The following is a 22,101-nucleotide window of genomic DNA, read 5'->3' as shown; positions in this document are numbered from 1 at the left end:
TGATCGAGCCGCTCGGCGCACGCCACCGCGCGACCCGGTTCAAGTCCGCCCGCGTCGTCATGGCGCATCCCGAAGCCGACGGCACCAAGCTCGCTCTGGAGCTGCAGCCCGGCACCGTGCTGCGCATCACCGTCGCCGACGCCGCAGCCGCGCGCGCCTTTGCCGAGACCCTAAGCTGACCATTGCCAAGGGCGGGCCGAAGCGCTTATTTACATTCGTGTAAGGAGCGAGGATGCCCAACCTGCCAGATCCGGTGGAACTCGCCATCCCGGCTTTCGCCCTGCTCGTGCTGGCGGAGATGATCGTCGCGCGGCTGATGGATCGCAGCCGCTATTGCCCGCACGATACGCTGAACTCGCTGCTGCTTGGCTTTGGCAGTACGATCGCGAGTGCGCTCGCGGGCGGTTTGGTCTTTATTTTGGCGACGTGGGTCCACCAATTCCGCCTCTTCGACATCGGCTATGCCTGGTACTGGTTCGTCCTCGCCTTCGTACTCGACGATCTCGCTTATTATGTCTTCCACCGCTCGGCCCACCGGGTGCGCTGGTTCTGGGCGAGCCACGTCATCCACCACAGCAGCCAGCATTATAATCTGTCGACCGCGCTGCGGCAGACCTGGACCGGGTTCTTCAGCCTGGGCTTCATCTTCCGCCTGCCGCTGTTCCTGATCGGTTTTCCGCCGGTGATGGTGTTCTTCGTCGCGGGCCTCAACCTCGTCTACCAATTCTGGATCCATACCGAGGTGATCGGGCGCATGCCGCGCTGGTTCGAGGCGGTGATGAACACCCCGTCGCACCACCGCGTCCACCACGCGACCAACCCGCGCTATCTCGACAAGAATTATGCCGGTGTGTTCATCATCTGGGACCGCATGTTCGGAACGTTCGAGGCGGAGCGTGATGACGACCGGCCGCGCTATGGCATCGTCAAGAACCTGCCCGACTTCAACATCGTCCGCGCCGCGTTCCACGAATGGTGGGGCATTGCGCAGGACGTCTGGGCTGCCCCGAACTGGCACGCGCGCCTTATGTACATGATCGCGCCGCCCGGCTGGAGCCATGACGGCAGCCGCGATACATCCGAGACGATCAAGGCGCGCTGGAAAGAGCGGGAAGAGGCGGGGAAGTTATGGAAGAAGCCGATATCGTCGTCATCGGTGCCGGATCCGGGGGCAGCGCCGCAGCAGGTCGGCTGAGCGAGGACGGCAAGTATCGCGTCGCCGTGCTCGAAGCCGGGGGGCGCAACACCAGCTTCCGCACCTTGATGCCCGGCGGCATCGCGATGCAGACCCCCGCGACCAACTATGCCTATGAAACGGTGCCGCAGCCCGGCCTTGACGGCCGACGCGGATACCAGCCGCGCGGGCGCGGTCTCGGCGGGTCGAGCGCGATCAACGCGATGCTCTACATTCGCGGCGTGCCGTGGGACTATGATAATTGGGCACGGCTCGGCTGTCCCGGCTGGGGCTGGGACGATGTCCTGCCGGTGTTCAAGCGCAGCGAGGCGAATGAGCGCGGCGCGGACGATTTCCACGGCGGCGACGGTCCGCTTCATGTTAGCGACCAGAGCTTCGTCCACCCCGGCACGCGCGCCTTTATCGAGGCAGGCGCGGCGCTGCAGATCCCGCGCAACGCCGATTTCAACGGCGCGCGGCAAGAGGGGATCGGTGTCTATCAGGTAACGCAGAAGGATGGCGAGCGCTGGACCGCCGCGCGCGGCTATCTGAAGGAACGCGCCAATCTCAACATCATCTGCGACGCGACGGTCGAGCGCGTGCTGTTCGAGGAGGGGCGCGTGTGGGGCGTCGCCTATTCACGCGGCGGGCAGACCAAAATGATCCGCGCCCGCCGCGCGGTGGTGATGGCCGGCGGCGTATTCGGGACGCCGCAGACGCTGATGCTCTCGGGCATCGGCCCGGCCGCACATCTCAAGGACATGGGGCTACAGGTCCGCGTCGACCGGCCCGAGGTCGGCGGCAATCTGCAGGACCATCTCGATTATGTCGCGGCGTTCGAGGCGCCGGGGTACGCCTTTCTCGGTCGCTCGCTGCGCGGATCGCTCGCCGGGCTCGGCGGCATGTGGCGCTGGTTCCGCAGCCGCAGCGGCATGATGACATCGCCCTATGCCGAGGGCGGGGCATTTCTGAAGAGCGATCCGGCGCTGGAAGTGCCCGATATCCAGCTCCATTTCCTGATTGCGATCGTCGAGGATCATGGCCGCGCAAAGGTGAAGGCGCATGGCTTCAGCTGCCACACCTGTGTCCTGCGCCCCGAAAGCCGGGGTACGGTGCGCCTTAAGTCGCCCGATCCGCGCACCGCACCGCTGATCGATCCGCAATTCCTGTCCGATCCGCGCGACCTTGACGGGCTGATGAAGGGGACGCGGATGATGTACCGCATCCTGGAGCAGGAGCCGCTCGCCGCGTTCGGGGGCAAGGATCGCTACCCGTTCGACGACGATGCGACGCTGGAGCGCCTGATCCGCGCGCGGGCGGACACCATCTATCACCCGGTCGGCACAGCACGGATGGGGTCGGACGATGCCGCGGTGTGCGACCCGCAGCTGCGCGTACGCGGGGTCGAGGGGCTGTACGTCGCCGATGCATCGATCATGCCGCGCCTGATCGGCGGCAACACCAATGCCCCCAGCATCATGATCGGCGAGCGTTGCGCCGATTTCGTGCGGGCCGATCTCGCATAAAAAAACGGGCCGGCGCTTTCGCACCGGCCCAGTCGTCCGCAGGAGGAACATCGTGAGGGGCCGCACCGCGATGGGTGCGGCCCCAATTTCGTCAGTAGTTGTAGGCGCGCTCGCCATGGGCGTTGAGATCGAGACCCTCGACCTCGACTTCCGCCTTCGGGCGCAGACCGATCGTGTACTTGAGCAGCAGGAACAGCACGAGGCTGACCACACCGGTCCACACGACCGTGGTGCCGACCGCCCAGAGCTGGGTGACGACTTGGCCAGCCATGTCATAGGCGCCAGCCTTCGCGACCGGAGCGGTATAGTCGATCCAGCCCTGCCCGCCGATCGCCGGGTCGGCGACGATGCCGGTGCCGATCGCGCCGATGATGCCGCCAACCGCATGGATGCCGAACACGTCGAGCGTGTCGTCATATTTGAGCGCATTCTTCACCGTGGTGACGAAGAAGAAGCAGACCAGCGAGGCAACCGCGCCCAGGATGATCGCGGTACCGGGATGGGCAAAGCCCGCCGCCGGGGTGATCGCGACGAGACCCGCGACGACACCCGATGCTGCACCCAGCAGCGACGGCTTCTTGTGCACGACCTGTTCGATCACGGCCCAAGCCACGCCCGCAGCCGCGGTGGCGACGAAGGTGTTGACGAAGGCGAGCGCAGCGAAGGCATTGGCCTCCAGACCCGAGCCGGCGTTGAAGCCGAACCAGCCCACCCACAGCAGCGACGCGCCGATCATGGTCATCACCAGGCTGTGCGGCGGCATCGGTTCGCTCTTGTAGCCGATGCGCGGACCGATCACGATGCAGCCGATCAGACCGGCGATGCCCGCATTGATGTGCACCACGGTGCCGCCGGCGAAGTCGAGTGCGCCCCAGCCCCACAACAGACCGCTGTCATCCGGCGCAGCGTGCAGGAAGTCCGGGCCAGCCCAGTACCAGACCATGTGCGCGATCGGGAAATAGGCCAGCGTCAGCCACGCGACCACGAACAGGATCAGCGGAGTGAACTTCACGCGCTCCGCAAACGCACCGACGATCAGCGCCGGCGTGATGCAGGCGAAGGTCATCTGGAACATCACGAAGACCAGCTCGGGGAGATAGACCCCGTTGGAGAAGGTCGCGGCGAACGTGCTCGGGTCGACTCCTGCCAGGAACACCTTGGAGAAGCCGCCGACATATTTGTTGAGCTCGCCGCCGTTGGTGAAGGCCATCGAATAGCCCCAGCCGAACCACACCAGCGCGGCGACGCACACGATCGTCAGCACCTGCATCAGCACCGACAGCATGTTCTTGGTACGCACCAGGCCGCCATAGAACAGCGCGAGCGCGGGCACAGACATCATCAGCACCAGTGCGGTCGCAACGATCATCCAGGCAACGTCGCCCTTGTTGACCATTTCCGCGGTCGGGGTGAACGGCGCGGCGGCGGCCGCGTCCTGAGCCCAGGCGGGCATCGCCGCGAACAGCGCGGCTCCCGCGCCTGCAGCCAGTTTGAGTGCAGTTTTCATCGATACCCCCTTGTTACAGCGCGGTCTGATCGGTTTCGCCGGTGCGGATGCGCACGGCCTGACCGACTTCGAGCACGAAAATCTTGCCGTCGCCGATCGCGCCGGTGTTCGCCGCGGCCTGAATCGCCTCGACCACCCGGCCCGCCAGATCGCTGGCACAGACCACTTCGATTTTGAGCTTCGGCACCATGTTGGTGCTGTATTCCGCGCCGCGGTAGATTTCGGTCTGGCCCTTCTGCCGCCCGAACCCCTTCACCTCGGTCACGGTCATGCCCGCGACGCCCAATTCCGTGAGCGCTTCGCGGACGTCATCGAGCTTGAATGGCTTGATGATGGCGATGACGAGTTTCATTCCGCCCCCTTTCGCATTTGACCCGGGGAAGCAGTGAGCAAAGGCCGTGCCAGAGTCCGAAAAGGCCGGATTCCGGGGATTCGGCACGGGGCGAACATTACCGAAAGGTAAAAAATTGTGCAGATGCGAAGCTGTGCCTAATTTTTAGGCTGCAAAAAGGGCTGCCTGCGCAATAAGCACATGTCTGCCGGCGCGGAGGCGATCACGCTCCGCGCAGACGCGAAAACCCCGTGCTCGCTTACAGCTGGTGCCCGGTCCGGTCGCGCTTTGTCGCCAGATAAGCGGCGTTGTGCGGGTTGGGCGGCAGCTGGTGCGCCACGCGCTCAGCCACGGCGACACCCGCGGCCTCCAGCCCGGCGACCTTGGCCGGATTATTGGTCAACAGCCGCACCTGCGTCTGCCCCAGCAGTGTCAGCATGCGTGCCGCGACCCCGAAATCGCGCGCGTCCACTGCAAAGCCCAGCCGGGTATTGGCATCGACCGTATCGAACCCCTGATCTTGCAATGCATAGGCGCGCAACTTGTTGATCAGCCCGATCCCGCGCCCTTCCTGACGCAGATAGAGCAGGATGCCCCAGCCACTGCCCGCAATGGCGCGGATCGCGGCATGCAATTGCGGCCCGCAATCGCATTTCAGGCTGCCCAGCACATCGCCGGTCAGGCATTCGCTGTGCAGCCGCACCAGCGGCGGGGTGCCGTCGGGCTGACCGATCAGGAGCGCGACATGCTCGTCCGGCGATTCGGGCGTACGGAACGCGACGATCTCAGCATCCTCCGCCCCTACCACCGGCAACCGCGCGCGGGTTACCAGCCGCAGCCGCGCCGGGTCCTCATGCGCCTGGATGTCGGCGGGAGTGATCGCGTCCTCGATCCGGTAGCCGAGCGCCTCGCCCCGCACGAAAAAGGCCGGCAGCAACCCGGCGATCCGCGCCAGCCGCAGCGCGGCGGCGGCGGCGTCCGGCGCGATCGCCGGCATCGCACGATACGGCCCCTTGAGCGGCACGCGCAGATCGAACTGCGGATCGGCGAGCGCCACCGCCGCATCGAAATCGAGCCAGGGCCGGCGTGCGATCATCACCGGCGAATCCGGGACCGCCGCCGCCGCCTGATTGGCGAGCTTGAGCGTCACCGCGCGGCCCGAGGTGATCAGCAGCGGCGCTGCTATCTCGGGATCGAATTCGGCCAGCCGCGCGGGATCCGCCGTTTCCACCGCCAGCAGCGACAGCGCACCGGTGCTCCCGCGAATCGCGAACGGCCAGCCGCGCCGCATTGCGTCGATCGCATGCGCCGCCGCGCGCGGGTCGGACACCGGGGCGCTCAAAAGTCGAACTCGGTCACGATGGGGACATGGTCGGATGGCTTGAGCCACCCGCGACACGGTTCGCACACGCGGTGCGCCATCGCCTGGGCCGCGACGTCGCCGCTCGCCCACATATGATCGAGCCGCCGCCCGCGATCCGACGCCGCCCAGTCCTTGGCGCGATAGCTCCACCAGGTGAAGCAGCGTTCGGGCGCAGGGATGAAGCGGCGGGCAAGATCGACCCAGTCATTCGCCGCCTGCAACCGGCCCAGCGCCTCGACCTCGACCGGGGTATGGCTGACCACATCGATCAGCTGCTTGTGGCTCCACACGTCGCATTCCAGCGGAGCGATGTTGAAGTCGCCGGTGACGATCACCGGCAGGCTGCCCAGCCCCTCGGACCAGCGCGTCATGCGTTCGATAAAATCGAGCTTCTGGCCGAATTTGGGGTTCTTCTCGCGATCCGGAATGTCGCCGCCGGCGGGGACATAGACATTCTCCAGCCGCACGCCGTTGGGGAGGCGCACGCCGACATGCCGCGCCTCGCCGTTCGCCTGCCAGTCGAGCCGGTCGTCCTCGACCAGCGGAACCCGGCTGACGATCGCGACGCCGTGATGCATGCGCTGACCGTGAATAACGATATGGTCGTAACCGAGCGCGCGCAGCGGCGCGCGCGGGAAATCGCCGTCGACGACCTTAGTTTCTTGCAGGCACAATATGTCCGGCGCTTCCTCGCGCAGGAAGCGTTCCACGATTTCCATGCGGAAGCGGACGGAATTGATGTTCCAGGAGGCGATCTTCATCGCGCGTGATCTAGGGGCGATCCCCCGCTGACGCCAGCCCAAGGTTCAGCCTGCGGTGCCGCGCAAAGCGGCGCACATAAACGCCAAAAGGCCCTCGCTCCGGGGGCATGGAGCGAGGGCCGACCTGGCGTTCGTCACGCAGGCGGGACGGGTAGTGCTTCGGGCAACAGGGGGAAAAATCCCGAGGCCCCGTCCGCATGATCATCTTTAGCGCAGCAAAGCTGTCACCAACATGAACGCGAATGTCAGCGGCGACCGCCGGTTTTCCGCGGATCGTTCCAGCGGAACGCTCCGTCGCTCACAGGTGCGTTGAAGCGCTGGTTCGAGAGGCGCACGGTGGTGCGGTTGTTCTGCGCGTCGAGCGCGACCCAGCCTTGGAGCATCAGCCCGCCGGGTGCCGACGCATTGCGCGCGAACACCATGGTTATGCGGCCATATTCGGGGCGCTTGGGATCGCGCGCCTCGACACTGATCACGTCGGGATTGGCGGTCGGAATGACCTTGGCATAGCGTGCCGCGTCGCGATCCGGGTTCATCAGGATGCCGAGCGGCGAGTCCTTCACCGGCCAGCGCTGCACCTGGCGCACCGAATAGTCGATGAACCAAAGCGCGCTGCCATCGGCGACGATCAGCAGCGGGACACCCTTTTCATACTGAAACCGGATCTTGCCCGGCTTCTTGAGCGTCATCGTGCCGTTCAGCGTCTTGCCCGACCGGTCGGTCTGGGTGAACGCGGCGGTCATCGTCTGGGTCGCGCGCAGATGCTGCTGCACCTGGGCGAGCGTGCCCTGCTGCGCGGCGGCAGGCAGGGTCAGCGGAAGGGTGATTGCGGCCACAGCCGCGAAGGGGCGAAACATCATGGAATTGCCAAACATGTCCCGCCCCTGCCGGTTCCGCGTTGAACTCGGTCTGAACCGTTTGTTCAGGCTTCGCTGCGTGCCGAGACGATCTTGCCGGGGTTGCGCGGCGGTTCGCCCTTGGGCAGCGCGTCGACATGCTCCATGCCTTCGGTCACCACGCCCCACACGGTGTACTGGCCGTCGAGGAAGGTCGCGTCGTCGAGGCAGATGAAGAACTGCGAATTGGCGCTGTTGGGATCATTCGTGCGCGCCATCGAGCAGACGCCGCGGACATGCGGTTCGCGGCTGAATTCGGCGGGAAGGTTCGGCTCCTTCGAGCCGCTGGTGCCGGTACCGGTCGGGTCGCCGCCCTGTGCCATGAACCCGGCAATCACGCGGTGGAACACCACGCCGTCGTAAAAGCCGCTATCGGCCAGCTTCACGATCCGCTCGACATGCTTGGGCGCAAGATCGGGGCGCAGCTGGATGTGCACGTCGCCGGTGTCGAGCGTCATGACGAGGCGCGTCGGAAGATCGGACATCGAAAGAAATACTCCAGAAGGGAAACAATCTTGTCCCTCCCCTAGGCCGCCGCGGGGCGGGTTGCAAATCGCATCGTGGCTGCGGCGGATTGGCAGCGCGATTCGAGCGCGTTAGAGGGGAGCCGGGGCAGCGCAGTCGCAGGAGGCTCGATGAACGACGAGACCGACATCGCGACCGGCCCGCCCGATTCGCCGCAGCATGACACGCAGGAGCGGATGTCGCCCGAATTCGTGCGCACCGTGCTCGACCTGGTCGAAACCGGCGATGTCGAGACGGCGCGCGAAAAGGTCGAGCCGCTGCATCCGGCCGATATTGCCGACCTCGTCGAGCTGACCCCGGCGGATCAGCGCCAGGCGCTCGCCGCCGCCATCTCCGGCCTGATCGATGGCGACGTGCTCGCCGAGATGAACGACTGGGTGCGCGAGGCGCTGATCGAGGCGCTCGAGCCGCACGAGGTCGCAGACATCGCCGCCGAGCTCGATACCGACGACGCGGTCGCGATCATCGAGGACATGGAGGAGGAGGACCAGCGCGCCGTCCTCCGCGCGCTCGACCCCGATGATCGCGCCGCGATCGAAGAGGCGCTGTCCTACCCGGAGGAATCCGCCGGCCGCCTGATGCAGCGCGAGCTGATCGCGGTGCCCGAGCATTGGAGCGTCGGCGACGTACTCGACTTCCTGCGCGGCGAGGAGGAGCTGGCGACCGATTTCTGGGAAATCTTCGTCGTCGATCCGGCGCATCATCCGGTCGGCACCTGTGCCTTGTCCTGGATTCTGCGCACCCCGCGATCGGTGTCGGTCGCCGATGTGATGAAGCGCGAACAGACGCTGATCCCGGTCGAGATGGATCAGGAGGAAGTCGCGCTGATCTTCCAGAAATATGCGCTGATCTCCGCCGCCGTGACCGACGATTCGGGACGGCTGGTCGGCGTGATCACCGTCGACGACATCGTCCACATCATCTCCGAAGAAGCGGGCGAGGACGCGCTGCTGCTATCCGGCGCAGGCGATGGCGACATCAACGAACCGGTGCGCGATTCCTACATCGCGCGCGTCCGCTGGCTGATCGCGAACCTGTTCACCGCGTTGGTCGCATCGACCATCATCGCGCTGTTCGGCGGCGCGATCGAACAGATGGTGGCGCTGGCGATCCTGATGCCGATCGTCGCCTCGGTCGGCGGCAATGCCGGGACGCAGACGATGGCGATCATCGTGCGCGCGCTCGCGACCAATCAGCTGACTCAGTCGAACACGATGCGGATGGTCAAGCGCGAGATCAAGGTCGCCCTGCTCAACGGCGGGACGATCGCCGTATTGCTCGGGCTGGGCGCGGGAGCCGTCTTCGGCAATCCGGCGCTCGGCGGCGTGATCGCGGCGGCGATGGTGATCAACATCCTGGTCGCCGGGCTTGCCGGCGTGCTCGTCCCCGTGGCGCTCGACCGGATGAACCAGGACCCGGCGGTCGCATCGTCGGTGTTCGTGACGATGGTCACCGATTCGATGGGGTTTCTCGCCTTTTTGGGCCTCGCGGTCGCGTCGGGACTGGTCGGGGGATAAGCTTGACCGGCAGCGACCCTGCCCCCAGATCGCGGCAATGGCATTGCACCTGACCAAAGTTGCGTTCGGAACCACCGGGTTCGATCATCTGCGCCAGCGGCTCGCCGCGCATGGCCGGGTCGGTCCGGTCGCGCTCACCACCCGCTATTTGCCCAAGCGCCACGAAGAGATTGCGGGCCAAGGATCGCTGTTCTGGATCCACAAGCACCAGCTGATCGCCCGCTCGCCGATCCTCGCCTTTGGCGATGCGGAGGGCGGGCGCTGCGCGATCCTGCTCGACCCCGAACTGGTGCAGGTCGTGCCACAGGGCAAGCGCGCGCATCAGGGCTGGCGCTATCTGGAGGACAAGGACGCACCCGCCGATTTCGGCACTGGCGACATGGCGTCACTCCCGGCGGACCTGGCGGGAAAGCTGGCCGAACTAGGCTTTTAGCGCGCGAGGCTCGGGAACGCCGCCCTGAACGCCGCGACCTTGGGCTTGTCCCAGCGCACGATATAGCCGTGGTTGGGATTGCGGCGGGCAAAGTCCTGATGCTCCGCCTCCGCCTCGAAAAACGCGCCGCTCTCGATCCGCGTGACAATGCGCGCATCATAGGCGCCGCTACGCCCGAGCTGATCGATATAGGCGCGCGCCACCCGCGCTTGCCCTGCATTTTGCGGGAAGATCGCCGAGCGATAGCTGGGGCCGACATCCGGCCCCTGGCGGTTGAGCTGGGTCGGGTCGTGCGCGACCGAGAAATAGATGCGCAGCAGCGTCGCATAGCTCACCACGCGGGGGTCATAGACGATCCGGATCGCCTCGGCATGGCCGGTGCGCTCGGTCGACACCTGCGCATAGGTGGCGGTCGCACGCGTGCCGCCCGCATAGCCGCTGACCACCGACTTGACGCCCTTCACCCCCTCGAACACCGCTTCCATGCCCCAGAAACAGCCACCAGCCAGCACGGCGACCTGATCGCCCGGCGCCGGCGCGACATCGGTTGTGGAGGCGGGGATCGAAACGGCCTTTTCACCGCCACCGGCCAATACCGGGGGGACCAGGCCGACAATATGCGCCAACCCGACCGCGCCGAGCCCCGCAAGGCCAAGGGCGACGGCGCGCACCATCAGAAGAGCGACGCCGCCAGCACCTGATCGGCGTGCAGCGCGATCATGCCGACCGCGCCGAGCGAAAAGCCGGTGAGGAAACGGCGGAGAAACGGCGATTTGAGGGCCGCGGTCATGAGTACGATCCTTTGTGCTTGGCGCGGAGATGGGGGTGCCACCTCGAATTCCAAGCAAAGACTAACTTTGGCGCGCTGAACCTGCGCTGGTGTTCCCGTTCATATTCGGGAAAACCACGCAAAAGGTTTCAGCTCAGGGTGAAAAAAGATCGCGGCCCGACTCTACCGCAGCGCGGCACAGGCTTCCTGGATCCGCCCGCACGCCTCGGTCAGCAACGCCTCGCTGGTCGCATAGCTGATACGCAGCGCCGGCGAGAGGCCGAACGCCGCGCCATGCACTGCGGCCACGCGCGCATCGTCGAGCAGATAGCCGACCATCGTCTCGTCGCTGTCGATCACCAGCCCCTTGGGAGTCGTCTTGCCGATCAGCGCGCTGAATTCCGGATAGACGTAGAAAGCGCCCTCGGGCCGCGGGCAGGTCATGCCGTTGGTCTGGTTGAGCATCGACACCACCAGATCGCGGCGCGTCTGGAACGCAGCGTTGCGTTCGGTCAGGAACGACTGGTCGCCGTTGAGCGCCGCCACCGACGCCGCCTGCGACACGCTGCACGGGTTGCTGGTCGATTGCGACTGCAGCTTGCCCATCGCCTTGATCAGCCATTGCGGGCCGCCGGCATAGCCGATGCGCCAGCCGGTCATGGCATAGGCCTTCGACACGCCGTTCGCGGTCAGCGTGCGGTCGTAGAGCGCAGGGCAGACCTGCGCGATCGTCGCGAATTCGAAGCCATCGTACAGGATATGCTCGTACATATCGTCGGCATAGATCAGGACATGCGGGTGGCGTTCCAGCACCTCACCCAGCGCGCGCAGTTCCGCCGCGCTGTAGGCTGCGCCGGTCGGGTTGGACGGCGAATTGAGCACCACCCACTTGGTCTTCGCGGTGATCGCTGCCTCAAGCTGTTCGGGCTTGATCTTGTACGCCTGATCCGCCCCTGCCGCGACGAACACCGGCCTGCCACCCGCGAACTCGACCACGTCGGGATAGCTGACCCAGTATGGTGCCGGAATGACCACCTCGTCACCCGCGTCGATCGTCGCGCAGAAGGCGTTGAACAGCGTGTGCTTGCCGCCCGAATTCACGCTGATCTGGTTCTCGGCATAGGTGAGGCCGTTGTCGCGTGCATATTTGGCGACGATCGCAGCCTTCAGCTCCGGCGTGCCGTCGACATTGGTGTACTTGGTCGCGCCGCGCCGAATCGCCTCGATCGCGGCCTCTTTCACGAAATCGGGCGTGTCAAAATCGGGCTCGCCCGCGCCCAGACCGATCACGTCCACCCCGGCGCGCTTCAGCTCGAACACGCGGCTCGTCATCGCGAGCGTGGCGGAGGGCTGGATGCGATTGAGCGCGGCGGAGGTCTGCATGGGGAAACGCCTCTCTGGGAAGGAAATCGCGCGCCCTATAGGTCGGCGGGCTGCTCTTCCGCAACCGTAACAGCGGAAACCAGCCCGCGCACCGCATTGCCGAGCTGGAATCCGTCGCGCAAATCGGCAGGCCTCAGCTCCGCCTCGACTGCGCGGCCACTCGCGAGCAGCTCAGCGCGCAGTACGCCGGGCAGGATGCGGCGGCTGAGCGGCGGGGTACGCAGAATGCCATCGTCGCCGGCCACGAAGATCGAGGTGAAGCTGCCCTCGGTCAGATAGCCGTCATCATCGACATAGAGGGTCTCCCACGCTCCGCCGACGCGCGGCCAGGGACGACGATCGGTTGTCTTGTGCATCAGGCGAAAGTCGCGCGGCGCGACTTGGCGGCGGGCCAGCGCGACCGTCACCGGGCTGGACGGCGTATCGGGCATCGGCGCAGTCCCGATCGCGATCCGCCCCGCCGGCGACAGCAGCAGCCGCACCTTGGCCGGATGGCGCAGGCGGAAGGTCGCCGCCTGCAGCTCGTTGCGCACACCGTGCCGGTCGAATGGAATGCCGAACGCCTCGGCACTCGCCCGCATCCGCGCCAGATGCCGCTCGAGCAGCGCGATCCCGCCTACGGGATCGAACGCCATCGTCTCGATCAGGTCGAACCGCTGCTGGCCGCGCGTCAGGAATGCGCCCTTGGCCAGGCACTCGTCCCATTCCTCACCCGCACGCGAATCGGCGACCACGCCCGAACCGAGCCCGATCGTCGCCTCGCCCGCCCCGTCGCGCAGATACAGCGTGCGGATCGCCACGTTGAACGCGGCATCGCCATCGGGGTCAATCCGCCCGATCGACCCGGTATAGGCGCCCCGCGCATCGGGCTCGACCGCCGCGATCACCTCCATCGCCCGGATCTTGGGCGCCCCCGTCACCGATCCGCACGGGAAGATCGCCGCCAGCGCCTGACCCGGCCCGATGTCGGGCGCGAGTTTCGCCGCGATGGTGGACACCATAGTGTGCAGCGTCGGATAGGTTTCGACCTTGAACAGCTCCGGCACCGACACGCTGCCCGGCGCGGCGATGCGGGACAGGTCGTTGCGCATCAGATCGACGATCATCAGATTTTCCGCGCGCTGCTTGGCGTCCCTTGCCAGTTCCGTCCGCGCCGCTTCGTCCGCTTCGGGGGTCGCGCCGCGCGGGGTCGTCCCCTTCATCGGCCGCGCGATCAGTTCGCCCCGGCGGAGCGCAAAGAACAATTCGGGCGAGAAGGACAGCAGCCAGTCGCTCCCCGTCCACACGATCCCGCCATAGCCCGCCGCCGCGCGCGAGCGAACCGCAGCATAGATCGCCAGCGGATCGCCGATCACCCGCACCGCCGCGCGAATGGTCAAATTGGCCTGATAAATGTCCCCCGCCTCGATCCACTCCCGCACGCGCGCAAAGGCGGCGTCATAATCGCTGCGGCCGATCGCGGGCGCGGGTCGCGCGATCCATGCCCCCGCCGGATCGGGCAGCCGCGCGGCGACAGCATCGGGGGAAAGCTGCTCGACCGTTTCGAACAAGCCGAACCACAGCAACGGCGCGTCCGCGTCGCTCCGGCTCAGCCCGGCCAGCCTTGGCTCCAGTGCGTGTCCGGCTTCGTACGCGATATAGCCCGCCGCATGCAGCCCCTTCGCCCGCGCTGCATCCAGCGCGGCCAGCGCCGGGGCGACCTCATCCGGCCGATGCGCGACGATCACCCGCACCGGCGCGATATAGAGGCGCGCGTTACTGCCCCCCGGCCGGGCATCGTCGAGCAGTACGAACGGTGTCTGGACAAGCATCGCATCGGCCATGAAGCGCTAAGCGCCCGCCCGCAAGCCTCTGTTGCCGCGTGGCCGCGCGCCGCCTATCTCCCTGGACATGTCCACGCCCCCGCTGCGCGCCGCAATCGTGCCCGTCACGCCCCTTCAGCAGAATTCCACCCTGCTCTGGTGCACCCGCACCATGCGCGGCGCCTTCACCGATCCCGGCGGCGATCTCGACCGGCTCAAGGCGGCGGCGCAGCAGCATGGTGTCACCATCGAAAAATTGCTGGTCACCCACGGCCATATCGACCATTGCGGTCAGGCCGGGAAACTCGCTGCAGAACTGGGCGTGCCGATCGAGGGGCCGCATGAGGCCGACCGCTTCTGGATCAGCCGGCTCGACGATGATGGCCGCAATTACGGCATCGACGGCAAGCCGTTCGAACCCGATCGCTGGCTGGTCGATGGCGACACCGTGACGGTCGGCGATCTGACGCTCGACGTCTATCACTGCCCCGGCCACACGCCCGGCCATGTCGTGTTCCACCATGCCCCGTCAAAGCTGGCGATCGTCGGCGACGTGATCTTTCAGGGTTCCATCGGTCGTACCGATTTTCCGATGGGCAATCACCAGGATCTGCTCGACGCGATCACCGGCAAGCTGTGGCCGCTCGGCGACGACACCGTCTTCGTCCCCGGCCATGGCCAGCCGAGCAGCTTCGGGCAGGAGCGCAAGACCAACCCCTTCGTATCGGATCGCGCACTGGCGCAAAGCTAAACCGATTGGTTGACATTTATCGGGGCGCCGAGTAATTCAACCAAATGGTTGAACGACTCGACATGACCTTTCACGCGCTCGCCGATCCCACAAGGCGCGGGATGCTCGTCAATCTCGCTCAGGGAGAGAAGAGTATCGGCGAACTGGCCCAGCCCTATGCGATGACGCTCGCGGGGGCCTCGAAGCACGTCCAGGTGCTCGAACGCGCCGGCCTCGTGACCCGCCGCCGCGACGGTCGCACCCATCGCTGCGCACTCAACGCCGCCCCGCTCGCCGAAGCGAACCAATGGCTCCAGCAATGGGCCGCCTTCTGGAATACCCGCCTCGACGGGCTCGAAGCGCTGTTGCGTGATGCCCGTGCCGGAGACACCGAATGACCAAGGCCACCCCATTCCTGATGTTCCAGCACGGCAAGGCGCAGGCCGCGCTCGACTTCTACGCCGAGCATGTGCCCGACAGCCGCATCGAATCGGTCGAACGCTTCGGTCCGGACGGTCCCGGCCCCGAGGGCACGATCATCCGTGCCTATGCGACGATCGCCGGACAGCCGGTGATGGTCCATGACAGCTTCATCACCCACGGGTTCGACTTCACGCCGTCCTGGTCCTTCTTCCTCGACTGCGACGATGCGGCCACCTTCGACCGACTGTTCGCGACGCTGTCGGAGGGCGGCGGCGTGCTGATGCCGCCCGGCAATTATGGCTGGAGCAGCAGTTTCGCTTGGATCAACGACCGCTTGGGCGTGTCGTGGCAACTCAACCTCGCCTGACGGAGGCCCATCATGCCCGCTCTCGAAATCCTCGCCCCCGACACGCTGCGCATCGAACGCATTCTCGATGCTCCGCCCGCGACGGTATGGCGCTATCTGGTCGAGGCCGATCTGCGCCGGAAATGGTTCGCGGGCGGCACCGATGCCCGCGCCGATGCGCCGGTCGAGCTGGTGTTCGACCATGACAATCTCTCCGCCGACCCCGTCCCTTACCCCGAGAAATACGCCAGATGGAAAGGGGCCGTCGGACGCGAACGCGTCGTCGAATATGCCCCCCCGCACGTCTTCGCGATCAGCTGGGACGATGGCGCCGAAGGCACTGCGCGGTTCGAGCTGTTCGCCGAGGGGAACGACAAGACCCGCCTCGTCCTGACCCATAAAGGCATCACCGGCCCCGCCCCGATGGCCAATTTCGGGGGCGGCTGGCATTCGCATCTGGCGGTGCTGCAGGGCCTGCTCGCCGGACAGCCGGTCCGCGACTTCTGGGCGCTCCACGCGGAGTCGGAGGCCGAGGTGGCGGCACTACTGCAGACGCGTGGCTGAACTTCCCGAAGCTGTCGTCGCGCGCTAATCTCCGTGACGGAGGCAGCCATGAGCGATACGAACCAACTCGACGGCCAGTGTCTGTGCGGCGCGGTGCGGGTGCGACTTAGGCCGCCCGCCCCGGTGATCGAGGCGTGCCATTGCACCATGTGTCGCCGCTGGGCGGGTGGCCCGGCGCTGTCGCTGCGGCTGGTGACCGACCCGCAGATCGAGGGAAGCGAGCATGTCGTGCGTTACCGCTCCTCCGACTGGGCGGAGCGGGCCTTTTGCCGCACCTGCGGGACGCACCTCTTCTATTATTACGCGCCCAAGGACGGCTATTCGTTCGGCGCGGGACTGTTCGACGGCACCGATGGTTACGCGCTGGCGGAGGAGATTTTCGTCGACGAAAAGCCCGCGGGCTATGCCTTTGTCGGCGACCACGAACGCCTGACCGGTGCCGAAGTCCTCGCCAAGGCCGGGATCGCCTGAACCGACCCCTTCGACAAGTCGCGCCCGACTCCCTAGATCGGCGCGATGTTGATCCTCGGCCTCGAATCGAGCTGTGACGAAACCGCCGCCGCGCTGGTGACCACGGACCGCCGCATCCTGTCGCACCGCCTGGCGCGGCAGGATGAGGCGCATCGCCCGTTCGGCGGTGTCGTCCCCGAAATCGCCGCGCGCGCGCATGTCGAAGCGCTGGAGCCGCTGATCGCCGCCGCGTTCGAGGAAGCGGGCGTGACCCTCGCAGATGTCGATGCGGTCGCCGCGACCGCCGGGCCGGGGCTGATCGGCGGGGTGATGGTCGGCCTCGTCACCGGAAAGGCGCTGGCGCACGCGGCCGGCAAGCCGCTGGTCGCGGTCAATCATCTCGAGGGGCACGCCCTTTCCGCGCGCCTGACCGACCCCGATCTCGCCTTCCCCTATCTGCTGCTGCTCGTCTCGGGCGGGCATTGCCAGCTGCTGCTGGTCGAGGGGGTCGGTGCCTATCGCCGCCTCGCCACCACGATCGACGACGCGGCGGGCGAGGCGTTCGACAAGACCGCGAAGCTGCTCGGCCTCGGCTTCCCCGGCGGACCGGCGGTCGAGGCGGCGGCAAAGACCGGAGACCCGCGCGCGGTGCCGCTCCCCCGCCCGCTGGTCGGATCGGGCGAGCCGCATTTCTCCTTCGCCGGGCTCAAGAGCGATGTCGCGCGCAAGGTCGGCAAATTCGCGCCCGAGGATCTCGCCGCATCGTTCCAGCAGGCGGTGGTCGATTGCCTGATCGACCGCACGCGCATCGCGCTGGCCAAGGCACCGCAGGCCACCGCGCTCGTCGTCGCGGGCGGAGTCGCCGCCAATGCCTCGGTCCGCACGGCGCTCGAAGTGCTCGCGACGCAGCACGGCCTGCGCTTCGTTGCGCCGCCGCTCTGGCTCTGCACCGACAATGCCGCCATGATCGCCTGGGCCGGGGCGGAGCGCTTCGCCGCCGGCTTCAGCGATCCGCTCGACGTGCCCGCGCGCCCGCGCTGGCCGCTCGACCCGGATGCGGAAAAGGTGCGCGGCGCGGGAGTGAAGGCATGAAGATCGGCGTACTCGGTGGCGGCGCATGGGGCACGGCACTCGCCCAGGTCGCGGCGCGCGGCGGCGAGCCGGTGATCCTGTGGGCGCGCGAAGATGACGTCGTGACGTCAGTCAACTCCGCGCACGAGAACGCGCTGTTCCTCCCCGGCGTGCCGCTCTCGCCTTCGATCCACGCGTCCAGCGACCTTGCCGCGCTGTCGGATTGCGACGCGCTGCTGGTCGTCGTCCCCGCGCAATTCCTGCGCTCGGTCCTGTCGCAGATTCCGACCGGAAACCGTCCGCTGGTGCTGTGCGCCAAGGGGATCGAGGCCGGGACGCAAAAGCTCGTCGCCGAGATCGCGCGTGAACTCCATCCCGGCGCGCCGGTCGCGGTCCTCTCCGGCCCGACCTTCGCGCATGAGGTGGCCAAGGGGCTGCCCACCGCCGTCACCCTCGCCTGCGAAGACGATGCCCTGCGCGACGCTCTGGCAGAACGGCTCGGCGGCGCGACCTTCCGCACCTATGCCTCGTCCGACGTCACCGGCGCGGAGATCGGCGGCGCGGTCAAGAATGTCCTCGCCATAGCGTGCGGCGTGGTCGAGGGTGCCGGCCTCGGCCTCAACGCCCGCGCCGCGCTGATCGCGCGCGGCTTTGCCGAGATGACCCGCTTCGGCGTCGCGCGCGGCGGGCGGCCGGAGACGCTGGCGGGGCTGTCGGGCCTGGGCGACCTCGTCCTCACCTGTTCCTCGACCAATTCGCGCAACTTCTCACTCGGCGTGGGTCTGGGTCAGGGCAAGGCGGCAGCCGAGCTGCTCGCCGACCGCCGCACCGTGGCCGAGGGTGCCGCGACCGCGCCTGTCCTGCGCGAAGCGGCGCGCGCCGCCGGGGTCGAGATGCCGGTGACCGAAGCGGTCTGCGCGCTGCTCGAAGGAACGCCAGTGCGCACCGTCGTAGACGCGCTGCTCGCCCGCCCGCCGCGCGGCGAAACCGCATGAGATGGGCAGCGCTGCTGCGGGGGATCAACCTCGGCAAGCGTCAGCTCAAATCGGCGGAACTCGCGGCGGTGATCGCGGGGCTGGGCTTCACTGACGTCAAGACCCTGCTCGCCTCGGGCAATGTCGTCTTCACCGCCCCCGACGCGCACGCCGAACAGCTCGAGACGCAGATCCACGACGCGCTGGCCGAGGCGACCGGCCTCAAGTCCGAAATCTTCGTGCGCACGCCCGAAGAGATGGACGCCGTCATCGCCGCCAACCCCTTCCCCGACGCCGCGACCGCTCGCCCCAGCTTCCTCGTCGTCACCTTCCACCGCAAGCCGGTCGATAGCGCCGCCGTTGACGCGCTGATGACCGACCATGACGGTCCCGAACGCGCACAGGCGTTCGACCGCGAGCTCTATATCGATTTCCCGGCGGGGCAGGCCCGCTCGACCCTGCACGCGCCACTCGGCAAGGCGACGCGCGATCCAGTCACCACCGCGCGCAACTGGAACACCGTGCTGAAAATCCGTGACGCGCTTTAGCTTAGCGCCTGCGCCGCCAGACCGTTGCAATCGGCATCGGTCGCCAGCGGCGGCCGATCCCCCGCAATCGCATCGCCCAGCAGCTTCAACACCCCGCCGACATTCGGCTTGGCGCCTTCGGGCAGGCGCATCGACGGTGCCTTGATCGTCCCGCCGACGGGCACCGGCTTGGTCAGGCGCAACAGGCTCTCCTTCTTCGGCGACCCGGTCATGGCGAGCGACAGCCGCTCATCCGACAGGTCGACGCTGCCGTTGAAGCGCGACTGGCTGCGCGAGGTGTCGATCAGGAACGGCGCCATCCGCCCCGTGCCATTCTTCACCTCAAGCCGCAGGATCATGCAGCGCAGCGTCGCCACCCGATCCTCATCCACCAGCGCCCCGCGCCCGACATCGAGGCCGAGATAGGACGCGATATTGGCCGGAATCCGCCCGGTCCCGCCGACCAGCGCGATGCTGCCGCTCGATCGCCCCACCGCGCTACGGATCGTGTCCCCTGACCCGGTCAGTCGCACGCGCCCCTGCAGCGGCGCGTCGAGCACGCCGTCGCCAGCCAGCGCCGCAATCCGACTGCCGCGCAGGGTCAGGTCCAGATTGAGCGTCGGCACCGACTTGCCGCCACGCTGGTCGATCACGACGCGCCCCGCCAGCCGACCGGGGGTCATCTCCATCACGAACGGATCGACGGACAGCCGGGCAGCGTCCAGCGCCAGCGTCGCCCGCGCCGCGCGAAAGCCCGGCGTGCCCACGATCCGCCCAACGCGCACGCGCAGCGCGCCATCGACATCGCTCACGCTCTTGAGGTCGATCTGGGTCGACGGGATCAGCCGGTCGCCGATCCGCGCGCGCCGTGCCGCGGCAACCGCCAGGCCACGGTCATTCGCAAGATCTTCGAACCGCAGCGTCGCCAGCGCGACATCGCCATCGATCCGCGTGCGGCCCGGCGTGCTCTTGTCGATGCTGGCGGTGGCACTGGACAGGCGCGACTGGCCGATCGTCCCGGCCAGCCGCTCGACCTGCCAGGTATCGCCCTTGCGCGACACCCGCCCGATCAGCTTCACCGGCTGGGTCCCGAACAGCCCCGCCTCGATCACCCGATCGACATCGAGCAGGTCCGCACCCTGCGCCGCGATGTCGAACGCCATGTCGCGCGTGTCGAACGGCGCCGCCATCGCGCCCTGCACCGCGATCCGCGTGCGCGGCCCGGCCAGCCGCGCGCGGAACGGCCAACGCACGCGCCCGGCAATCGGCGCACCGCGCACTTCGATGCTCACCGGCTCTTCCGCCAGCGCGCCGGTGCCCGACGCGCGAAAACCGCGCGGGTCGGAATCGATGCGCACGGCCAAGCGGCGATCCTTCTTCGCATCGCGATAGTCGAGGATCAGGTTGCTGACCGCCAGCCGCTCGAGCCCGCTGCCGCCACCGCTGCTCCGCTCCGATTCGCGTTCCCAATTCTTGCGCCCGTCCTTGGCGCGAATCAGGATCAGGCGCCCATTGGCGGCCTCAACCGGCTCAGGGGCAAACCGTCCCGTCAGGATGGGCAGCACCGGCAGGCGCACCGTCACCCGCTCGACCCGCACCATCTCGCCCGTCCCGGCCCAGTCCGGCTGGGCGATACGCAGGTCGCGAATGTCGAGCAGCGGGCGGAACGAGAAGAATGACCGTCGCTCGATCGAACCGATCGTCACCGGCGCGCCGATCTGCGCCGATAGCGCGCGTTCGGCCCGCCCCTTGAACGCGCCCCAGGGCAGCATCGCCAGTAGCAGAAGCAGCAACGCCATCACCAGGGCGAGGCCGATGGCGATGCGGACGATCAGGGTGCGGGAAGGCGCAGTCATCGCCGCAGGACGCGCCGTCCCCGATTTCGTTCCGGCTGCGGTTCAGAAATCGATCGCGATGCCCTTCAGCTCCCAGTCGCCATAACGCGTGGGATCATTGCCGAGCGGGTCGCTCTCCGCCTTCTTGCCCGCCCCCGGCTTGGGCAAGGGCGGGCTCTTCGAGAGATAGGCGGGCGGCTTCACATGATCGGGGCGCTTGCCCATGATGGTTCCTCGATTGAAGCAACGGGTGACATTTCCCACATTGGGGAGTGAAAGGAGCGAATCCAAGTGAACGGGTTCAAGACGACGATGTTGCTGGCGGCGCTGACCGCCCTGTTCATGGCCCTTGGCTTCACCATTGGCGGGCGCGGTGGCATGATCATCGCGCTGCTGGTCGCGGTGGGGATGAACCTCTTCACCTATTGGAACGCTGACAAGATCGTGCTGAGCATGCATGGCGCGCGACAGGTCGATGCGGCATCCGCGCCCGAATTCTACAGCCTGGTCTCCGGCCTCGCCCAGCGCGCGCAGCTGCCGATGCCCAAGGTCTACATCATCGATTCGCCCCACCCCAACGCCTTCGCCACCGGCCGCAACCCCGAGAATGCGGCGGTCGCGGCGACCACGGGCCTGCTCAACATCCTCAATCGCGACGAGATTGCCGGCGTGATGGCGCATGAGCTGGCGCACGTCCGCAACCGCGACACGCTGATCATGACGATGGTTGCGACGATCGCCGGTGCGATCTCGATGCTCGCCAATTTCGGCCTGTTCTTTCGCGGCGGCGACGACAATCGCGGCGCATTTCTCGCCACCATCCTCGCCGTCATCGTGGCCCCCTTCGCCGCGATGATCGTGCAGATGGCGATCAGCCGCACCCGCGAATATGGCGCGGACAAGGGCGGCGCCGAGATTTCGGGCAACCCGCGCGCACTTGCCTCGGCGCTCGCCAAGCTCGCCCATGGCGCGGCGGCGGTGCCGAACCCGGTCGCACAGCGCAACCCTGCGGCATCGCAGCTCTATATCGTCCCCGGCCTGGCGCGCGGCGGCGACAGCTTGTTTTCGACCCATCCTGACACCGGCAACCGCATCGCCGCACTGGAGGAATTGGCGGTCACGATGGGCCAGAGCGCTCCGCGGGACGCTTTCGCTGCCCCCGCCCCGGCCGAGCCTGTCTCTTATACACATCTG

At 67.1% G+C, this 22,101-nt stretch carries 24 protein-coding genes; 13 read left to right on the top strand and 11 right to left on the bottom strand.

Annotated elements, in window-relative coordinates; translation table 11 throughout:
- The first annotated feature begins 232 nt into the window (after window positions 1-232).
- Entirely contained in the window at window positions 233-1,195 is a 963-nt protein-coding gene (locus tag AX681_RS09490; RefSeq protein WP_066657757.1) for a sterol desaturase family protein, read from the top strand.
- Window positions 1,129-2,700: a GMC family oxidoreductase gene (locus AX681_RS09485; protein ID WP_066657759.1), complete on the top strand. Its 1,572-nt coding sequence runs from the start codon at window positions 1,129-1,131 to the stop codon at window positions 2,698-2,700. The genes AX681_RS09490 and AX681_RS09485 overlap by 67 nt, the downstream gene beginning before the upstream one ends.
- 91 nt (window positions 2,701-2,791) lie before the next feature.
- Here AX681_RS09485 and AX681_RS09480 read toward each other — a convergent pair whose 3' ends face one another.
- The 6 genes from AX681_RS09480 to AX681_RS09455 all read right to left on the bottom strand — a co-directional run bounded on the left by AX681_RS09480 (window position 2,792) and on the right by AX681_RS09455 (window position 8,043).
- A complete protein-coding gene (locus tag AX681_RS09480) occupies window positions 2,792-4,207 on the bottom strand; it encodes an ammonium transporter (RefSeq protein WP_066657761.1) in 1,416 nt (471 codons plus the stop codon).
- Window positions 4,208-4,220: 13 nt separating this feature from the next.
- Window positions 4,221-4,559 (bottom strand): P-II family nitrogen regulator, encoded by a 339-nt coding sequence (locus AX681_RS09475; protein WP_066657768.1) that lies wholly within the window; start codon window positions 4,557-4,559, stop codon window positions 4,221-4,223.
- A gap of 238 nt (window positions 4,560-4,797) precedes the next feature.
- On the bottom strand, window positions 4,798-5,829 hold the full coding sequence (ribA, locus tag AX681_RS09470) for a GTP cyclohydrolase II (RefSeq protein ID WP_066657825.1): 1,032 nt from the start codon (window positions 5,827-5,829) through the stop codon (window positions 4,798-4,800).
- A 47-nt stretch (window positions 5,830-5,876) separates the two neighbouring features.
- Window positions 5,877-6,662, bottom strand: a complete 786-nt coding sequence (locus AX681_RS09465) for an exodeoxyribonuclease III (RefSeq protein ID WP_066657770.1) — start codon at window positions 6,660-6,662, stop codon at window positions 5,877-5,879.
- Between the two features lie 245 nt (window positions 6,663-6,907).
- A complete protein-coding gene (locus AX681_RS09460; RefSeq protein WP_066657828.1) occupies window positions 6,908-7,519 on the bottom strand; it encodes a LolA family protein in 612 nt (203 codons plus the stop codon).
- A 65-nt stretch (window positions 7,520-7,584) separates the two neighbouring features.
- A complete protein-coding gene (locus AX681_RS09455; RefSeq protein WP_066657773.1) occupies window positions 7,585-8,043 on the bottom strand; it encodes a peptidylprolyl isomerase in 459 nt (152 codons plus the stop codon).
- Between the two features lie 150 nt (window positions 8,044-8,193).
- Between AX681_RS09455 and mgtE the strand changes: the two genes are divergently transcribed.
- Window positions 8,194-9,600 (top strand): magnesium transporter, encoded by a 1,407-nt coding sequence (gene mgtE / locus AX681_RS09450; protein ID WP_066657775.1) that lies wholly within the window; start codon window positions 8,194-8,196, stop codon window positions 9,598-9,600.
- Window positions 9,601-9,637: 37 nt separating this feature from the next.
- Window positions 9,638-10,033, top strand: a complete 396-nt coding sequence (locus AX681_RS09445; RefSeq protein WP_066657778.1) for a DUF1489 family protein — start codon at window positions 9,638-9,640, stop codon at window positions 10,031-10,033.
- Here the strand turns inward: AX681_RS09445 and msrA are convergent.
- The 3 genes from msrA to pabB all read right to left on the bottom strand — a co-directional run bounded on the left by msrA (window position 10,030) and on the right by pabB (window position 14,008).
- The gene (gene msrA / locus AX681_RS09440; protein WP_066657782.1) at window positions 10,030-10,707 is read right to left on the bottom strand and encodes a peptide-methionine (S)-S-oxide reductase MsrA; all 678 of its coding nucleotides are present in this window, start codon (window positions 10,705-10,707) and stop codon (window positions 10,030-10,032) included. The two genes, AX681_RS09445 and msrA, sit on opposite strands and share 4 nt — an antisense overlap.
- A gap of 278 nt (window positions 10,708-10,985) precedes the next feature.
- On the bottom strand, window positions 10,986-12,185 hold the full coding sequence (locus AX681_RS09435; RefSeq protein WP_066657784.1) for a pyridoxal phosphate-dependent aminotransferase: 1,200 nt from the start codon (window positions 12,183-12,185) through the stop codon (window positions 10,986-10,988).
- A gap of 35 nt (window positions 12,186-12,220) precedes the next feature.
- Window positions 12,221-14,008: an aminodeoxychorismate synthase component I gene (pabB, locus tag AX681_RS09430; RefSeq protein ID WP_231734917.1), complete on the bottom strand. Its 1,788-nt coding sequence runs from the start codon at window positions 14,006-14,008 to the stop codon at window positions 12,221-12,223.
- A 67-nt stretch (window positions 14,009-14,075) separates the two neighbouring features.
- Between pabB and AX681_RS09425 the strand changes: the two genes are divergently transcribed.
- Genes AX681_RS09425 through AX681_RS09390 form a run of 8 tightly spaced genes read left to right on the top strand, consistent with a single transcriptional unit; the run spans window position 14,076 to window position 19,093 of the window.
- Window positions 14,076-14,738, top strand: a complete 663-nt coding sequence (locus AX681_RS09425; protein ID WP_066657787.1) for an MBL fold metallo-hydrolase — start codon at window positions 14,076-14,078, stop codon at window positions 14,736-14,738.
- A 44-nt stretch (window positions 14,739-14,782) separates the two neighbouring features.
- Window positions 14,783-15,115 (top strand): ArsR/SmtB family transcription factor, encoded by a 333-nt coding sequence (locus AX681_RS09420; protein WP_066657790.1) that lies wholly within the window; start codon window positions 14,783-14,785, stop codon window positions 15,113-15,115.
- Window positions 15,112-15,507 (top strand): VOC family protein, encoded by a 396-nt coding sequence (locus AX681_RS09415; RefSeq protein WP_066657792.1) that lies wholly within the window; start codon window positions 15,112-15,114, stop codon window positions 15,505-15,507. Before AX681_RS09420 ends, AX681_RS09415 begins: the two co-directional genes overlap by 4 nt.
- 12 nt (window positions 15,508-15,519) lie before the next feature.
- Window positions 15,520-16,050 carry an SRPBCC family protein gene (locus tag AX681_RS09410; protein WP_066657796.1) on the top strand — a complete coding sequence of 177 codons (531 nt, stop codon included), beginning with the start codon at window positions 15,520-15,522 and terminating at the stop codon, window positions 16,048-16,050.
- Window positions 16,051-16,098: 48 nt separating this feature from the next.
- A complete protein-coding gene (locus AX681_RS09405) occupies window positions 16,099-16,521 on the top strand; it encodes a GFA family protein (protein ID WP_066657799.1) in 423 nt (140 codons plus the stop codon).
- Between the two features lie 45 nt (window positions 16,522-16,566).
- A complete protein-coding gene (gene tsaD, locus AX681_RS09400) occupies window positions 16,567-17,592 on the top strand; it encodes a tRNA (adenosine(37)-N6)-threonylcarbamoyltransferase complex transferase subunit TsaD (protein ID WP_066657802.1) in 1,026 nt (341 codons plus the stop codon).
- Window positions 17,589-18,566 (top strand): NAD(P)H-dependent glycerol-3-phosphate dehydrogenase, encoded by a 978-nt coding sequence (locus tag AX681_RS09395; protein WP_066657805.1) that lies wholly within the window; start codon window positions 17,589-17,591, stop codon window positions 18,564-18,566. The genes tsaD and AX681_RS09395 overlap by 4 nt, the downstream gene beginning before the upstream one ends.
- Window positions 18,563-19,093, top strand: coding sequence for a DUF1697 domain-containing protein (locus tag AX681_RS09390; protein ID WP_066657808.1), 531 nt, complete (start codon window positions 18,563-18,565; stop codon window positions 19,091-19,093). Before AX681_RS09395 ends, AX681_RS09390 begins: the two co-directional genes overlap by 4 nt.
- Here the strand turns inward: AX681_RS09390 and AX681_RS09385 are convergent.
- Complete coding sequence (locus AX681_RS09385) at window positions 19,090-20,928, bottom strand: AsmA family protein (RefSeq protein ID WP_066657814.1); 1,839 nt, start codon at window positions 20,926-20,928, stop codon at window positions 19,090-19,092. The genes AX681_RS09390 and AX681_RS09385 overlap by 4 nt on opposite strands.
- A gap of 42 nt (window positions 20,929-20,970) precedes the next feature.
- Window positions 20,971-21,132 (bottom strand): DUF1674 domain-containing protein, encoded by a 162-nt coding sequence (locus AX681_RS21405; protein WP_082737863.1) that lies wholly within the window; start codon window positions 21,130-21,132, stop codon window positions 20,971-20,973.
- Between the two features lie 66 nt (window positions 21,133-21,198).
- On the opposite strand from AX681_RS21405, the gene htpX reads away from it, so the two are divergent.
- The coding region (htpX, locus tag AX681_RS09380; protein WP_066682133.1) for a zinc metalloprotease HtpX at window positions 21,199-22,101 on the top strand (903 nt) is incomplete at its 3' end.

The organism is Sphingomonas sp. CCH9-E2 (genome assembly GCF_001557215.1).
In the GTDB taxonomy this organism is placed as follows: domain Bacteria; phylum Pseudomonadota; class Alphaproteobacteria; order Sphingomonadales; family Sphingomonadaceae; genus Sphingomonas.
This window is presented reverse-complemented; position numbering and strand designations above follow the sequence as displayed.

What these genes read in the sequence shown, in the direction of transcription:
- AX681_RS09490 (WP_066657757.1), top strand. Translation starts at nt 233, where the DNA reads ATGCCCAACCTGCCAGATCCGGTGGAACTCGCCATCCCGGCTTTCGCC.
- AX681_RS09485 (WP_066657759.1), top strand. Translation starts at nt 1,129, where the DNA reads ATGGAAGAAGCCGATATCGTCGTCATCGGTGCCGGATCCGGGGGCAGC.
- AX681_RS09480 (WP_066657761.1), bottom strand. Translation starts at nt 4,207, where the DNA reads ATGAAAACTGCACTCAAACTGGCTGCAGGCGCGGGAGCCGCGCTGTTC.
- AX681_RS09475 (WP_066657768.1), bottom strand. Translation starts at nt 4,559, where the DNA reads ATGAAACTCGTCATCGCCATCATCAAGCCATTCAAGCTCGATGACGTC.
- ribA (WP_066657825.1), bottom strand. Translation starts at nt 5,829, where the DNA reads ATGCGGCGCGGCTGGCCGTTCGCGATTCGCGGGAGCACCGGTGCGCTG.
- AX681_RS09465 (WP_066657770.1), bottom strand. Translation starts at nt 6,662, where the DNA reads ATGAAGATCGCCTCCTGGAACATCAATTCCGTCCGCTTCCGCATGGAA.
- AX681_RS09460 (WP_066657828.1), bottom strand. Translation starts at nt 7,519, where the DNA reads ATGTTTCGCCCCTTCGCGGCTGTGGCCGCAATCACCCTTCCGCTGACC.
- AX681_RS09455 (WP_066657773.1), bottom strand. Translation starts at nt 8,043, where the DNA reads ATGTCCGATCTTCCGACGCGCCTCGTCATGACGCTCGACACCGGCGAC.
- mgtE (WP_066657775.1), top strand. Translation starts at nt 8,194, where the DNA reads ATGAACGACGAGACCGACATCGCGACCGGCCCGCCCGATTCGCCGCAG.
- AX681_RS09445 (WP_066657778.1), top strand. Translation starts at nt 9,638, where the DNA reads ATGGCATTGCACCTGACCAAAGTTGCGTTCGGAACCACCGGGTTCGAT.
- msrA (WP_066657782.1), bottom strand. Translation starts at nt 10,707, where the DNA reads ATGGTGCGCGCCGTCGCCCTTGGCCTTGCGGGGCTCGGCGCGGTCGGG.
- AX681_RS09435 (WP_066657784.1), bottom strand. Translation starts at nt 12,185, where the DNA reads ATGCAGACCTCCGCCGCGCTCAATCGCATCCAGCCCTCCGCCACGCTC.
- pabB (WP_231734917.1), bottom strand. Translation starts at nt 14,008, where the DNA reads ATGGCCGATGCGATGCTTGTCCAGACACCGTTCGTACTGCTCGACGAT.
- AX681_RS09425 (WP_066657787.1), top strand. Translation starts at nt 14,076, where the DNA reads ATGTCCACGCCCCCGCTGCGCGCCGCAATCGTGCCCGTCACGCCCCTT.
- AX681_RS09420 (WP_066657790.1), top strand. Translation starts at nt 14,783, where the DNA reads ATGGTTGAACGACTCGACATGACCTTTCACGCGCTCGCCGATCCCACA.
- AX681_RS09415 (WP_066657792.1), top strand. Translation starts at nt 15,112, where the DNA reads ATGACCAAGGCCACCCCATTCCTGATGTTCCAGCACGGCAAGGCGCAG.
- AX681_RS09410 (WP_066657796.1), top strand. Translation starts at nt 15,520, where the DNA reads ATGCCCGCTCTCGAAATCCTCGCCCCCGACACGCTGCGCATCGAACGC.
- AX681_RS09405 (WP_066657799.1), top strand. Translation starts at nt 16,099, where the DNA reads ATGAGCGATACGAACCAACTCGACGGCCAGTGTCTGTGCGGCGCGGTG.
- tsaD (WP_066657802.1), top strand. Translation starts at nt 16,567, where the DNA reads ATGTTGATCCTCGGCCTCGAATCGAGCTGTGACGAAACCGCCGCCGCG.
- AX681_RS09395 (WP_066657805.1), top strand. Translation starts at nt 17,589, where the DNA reads ATGAAGATCGGCGTACTCGGTGGCGGCGCATGGGGCACGGCACTCGCC.
- AX681_RS09390 (WP_066657808.1), top strand. Translation starts at nt 18,563, where the DNA reads ATGAGATGGGCAGCGCTGCTGCGGGGGATCAACCTCGGCAAGCGTCAG.
- AX681_RS09385 (WP_066657814.1), bottom strand. Translation starts at nt 20,928, where the DNA reads ATGACTGCGCCTTCCCGCACCCTGATCGTCCGCATCGCCATCGGCCTC.
- AX681_RS21405 (WP_082737863.1), bottom strand. Translation starts at nt 21,132, where the DNA reads ATGGGCAAGCGCCCCGATCATGTGAAGCCGCCCGCCTATCTCTCGAAG.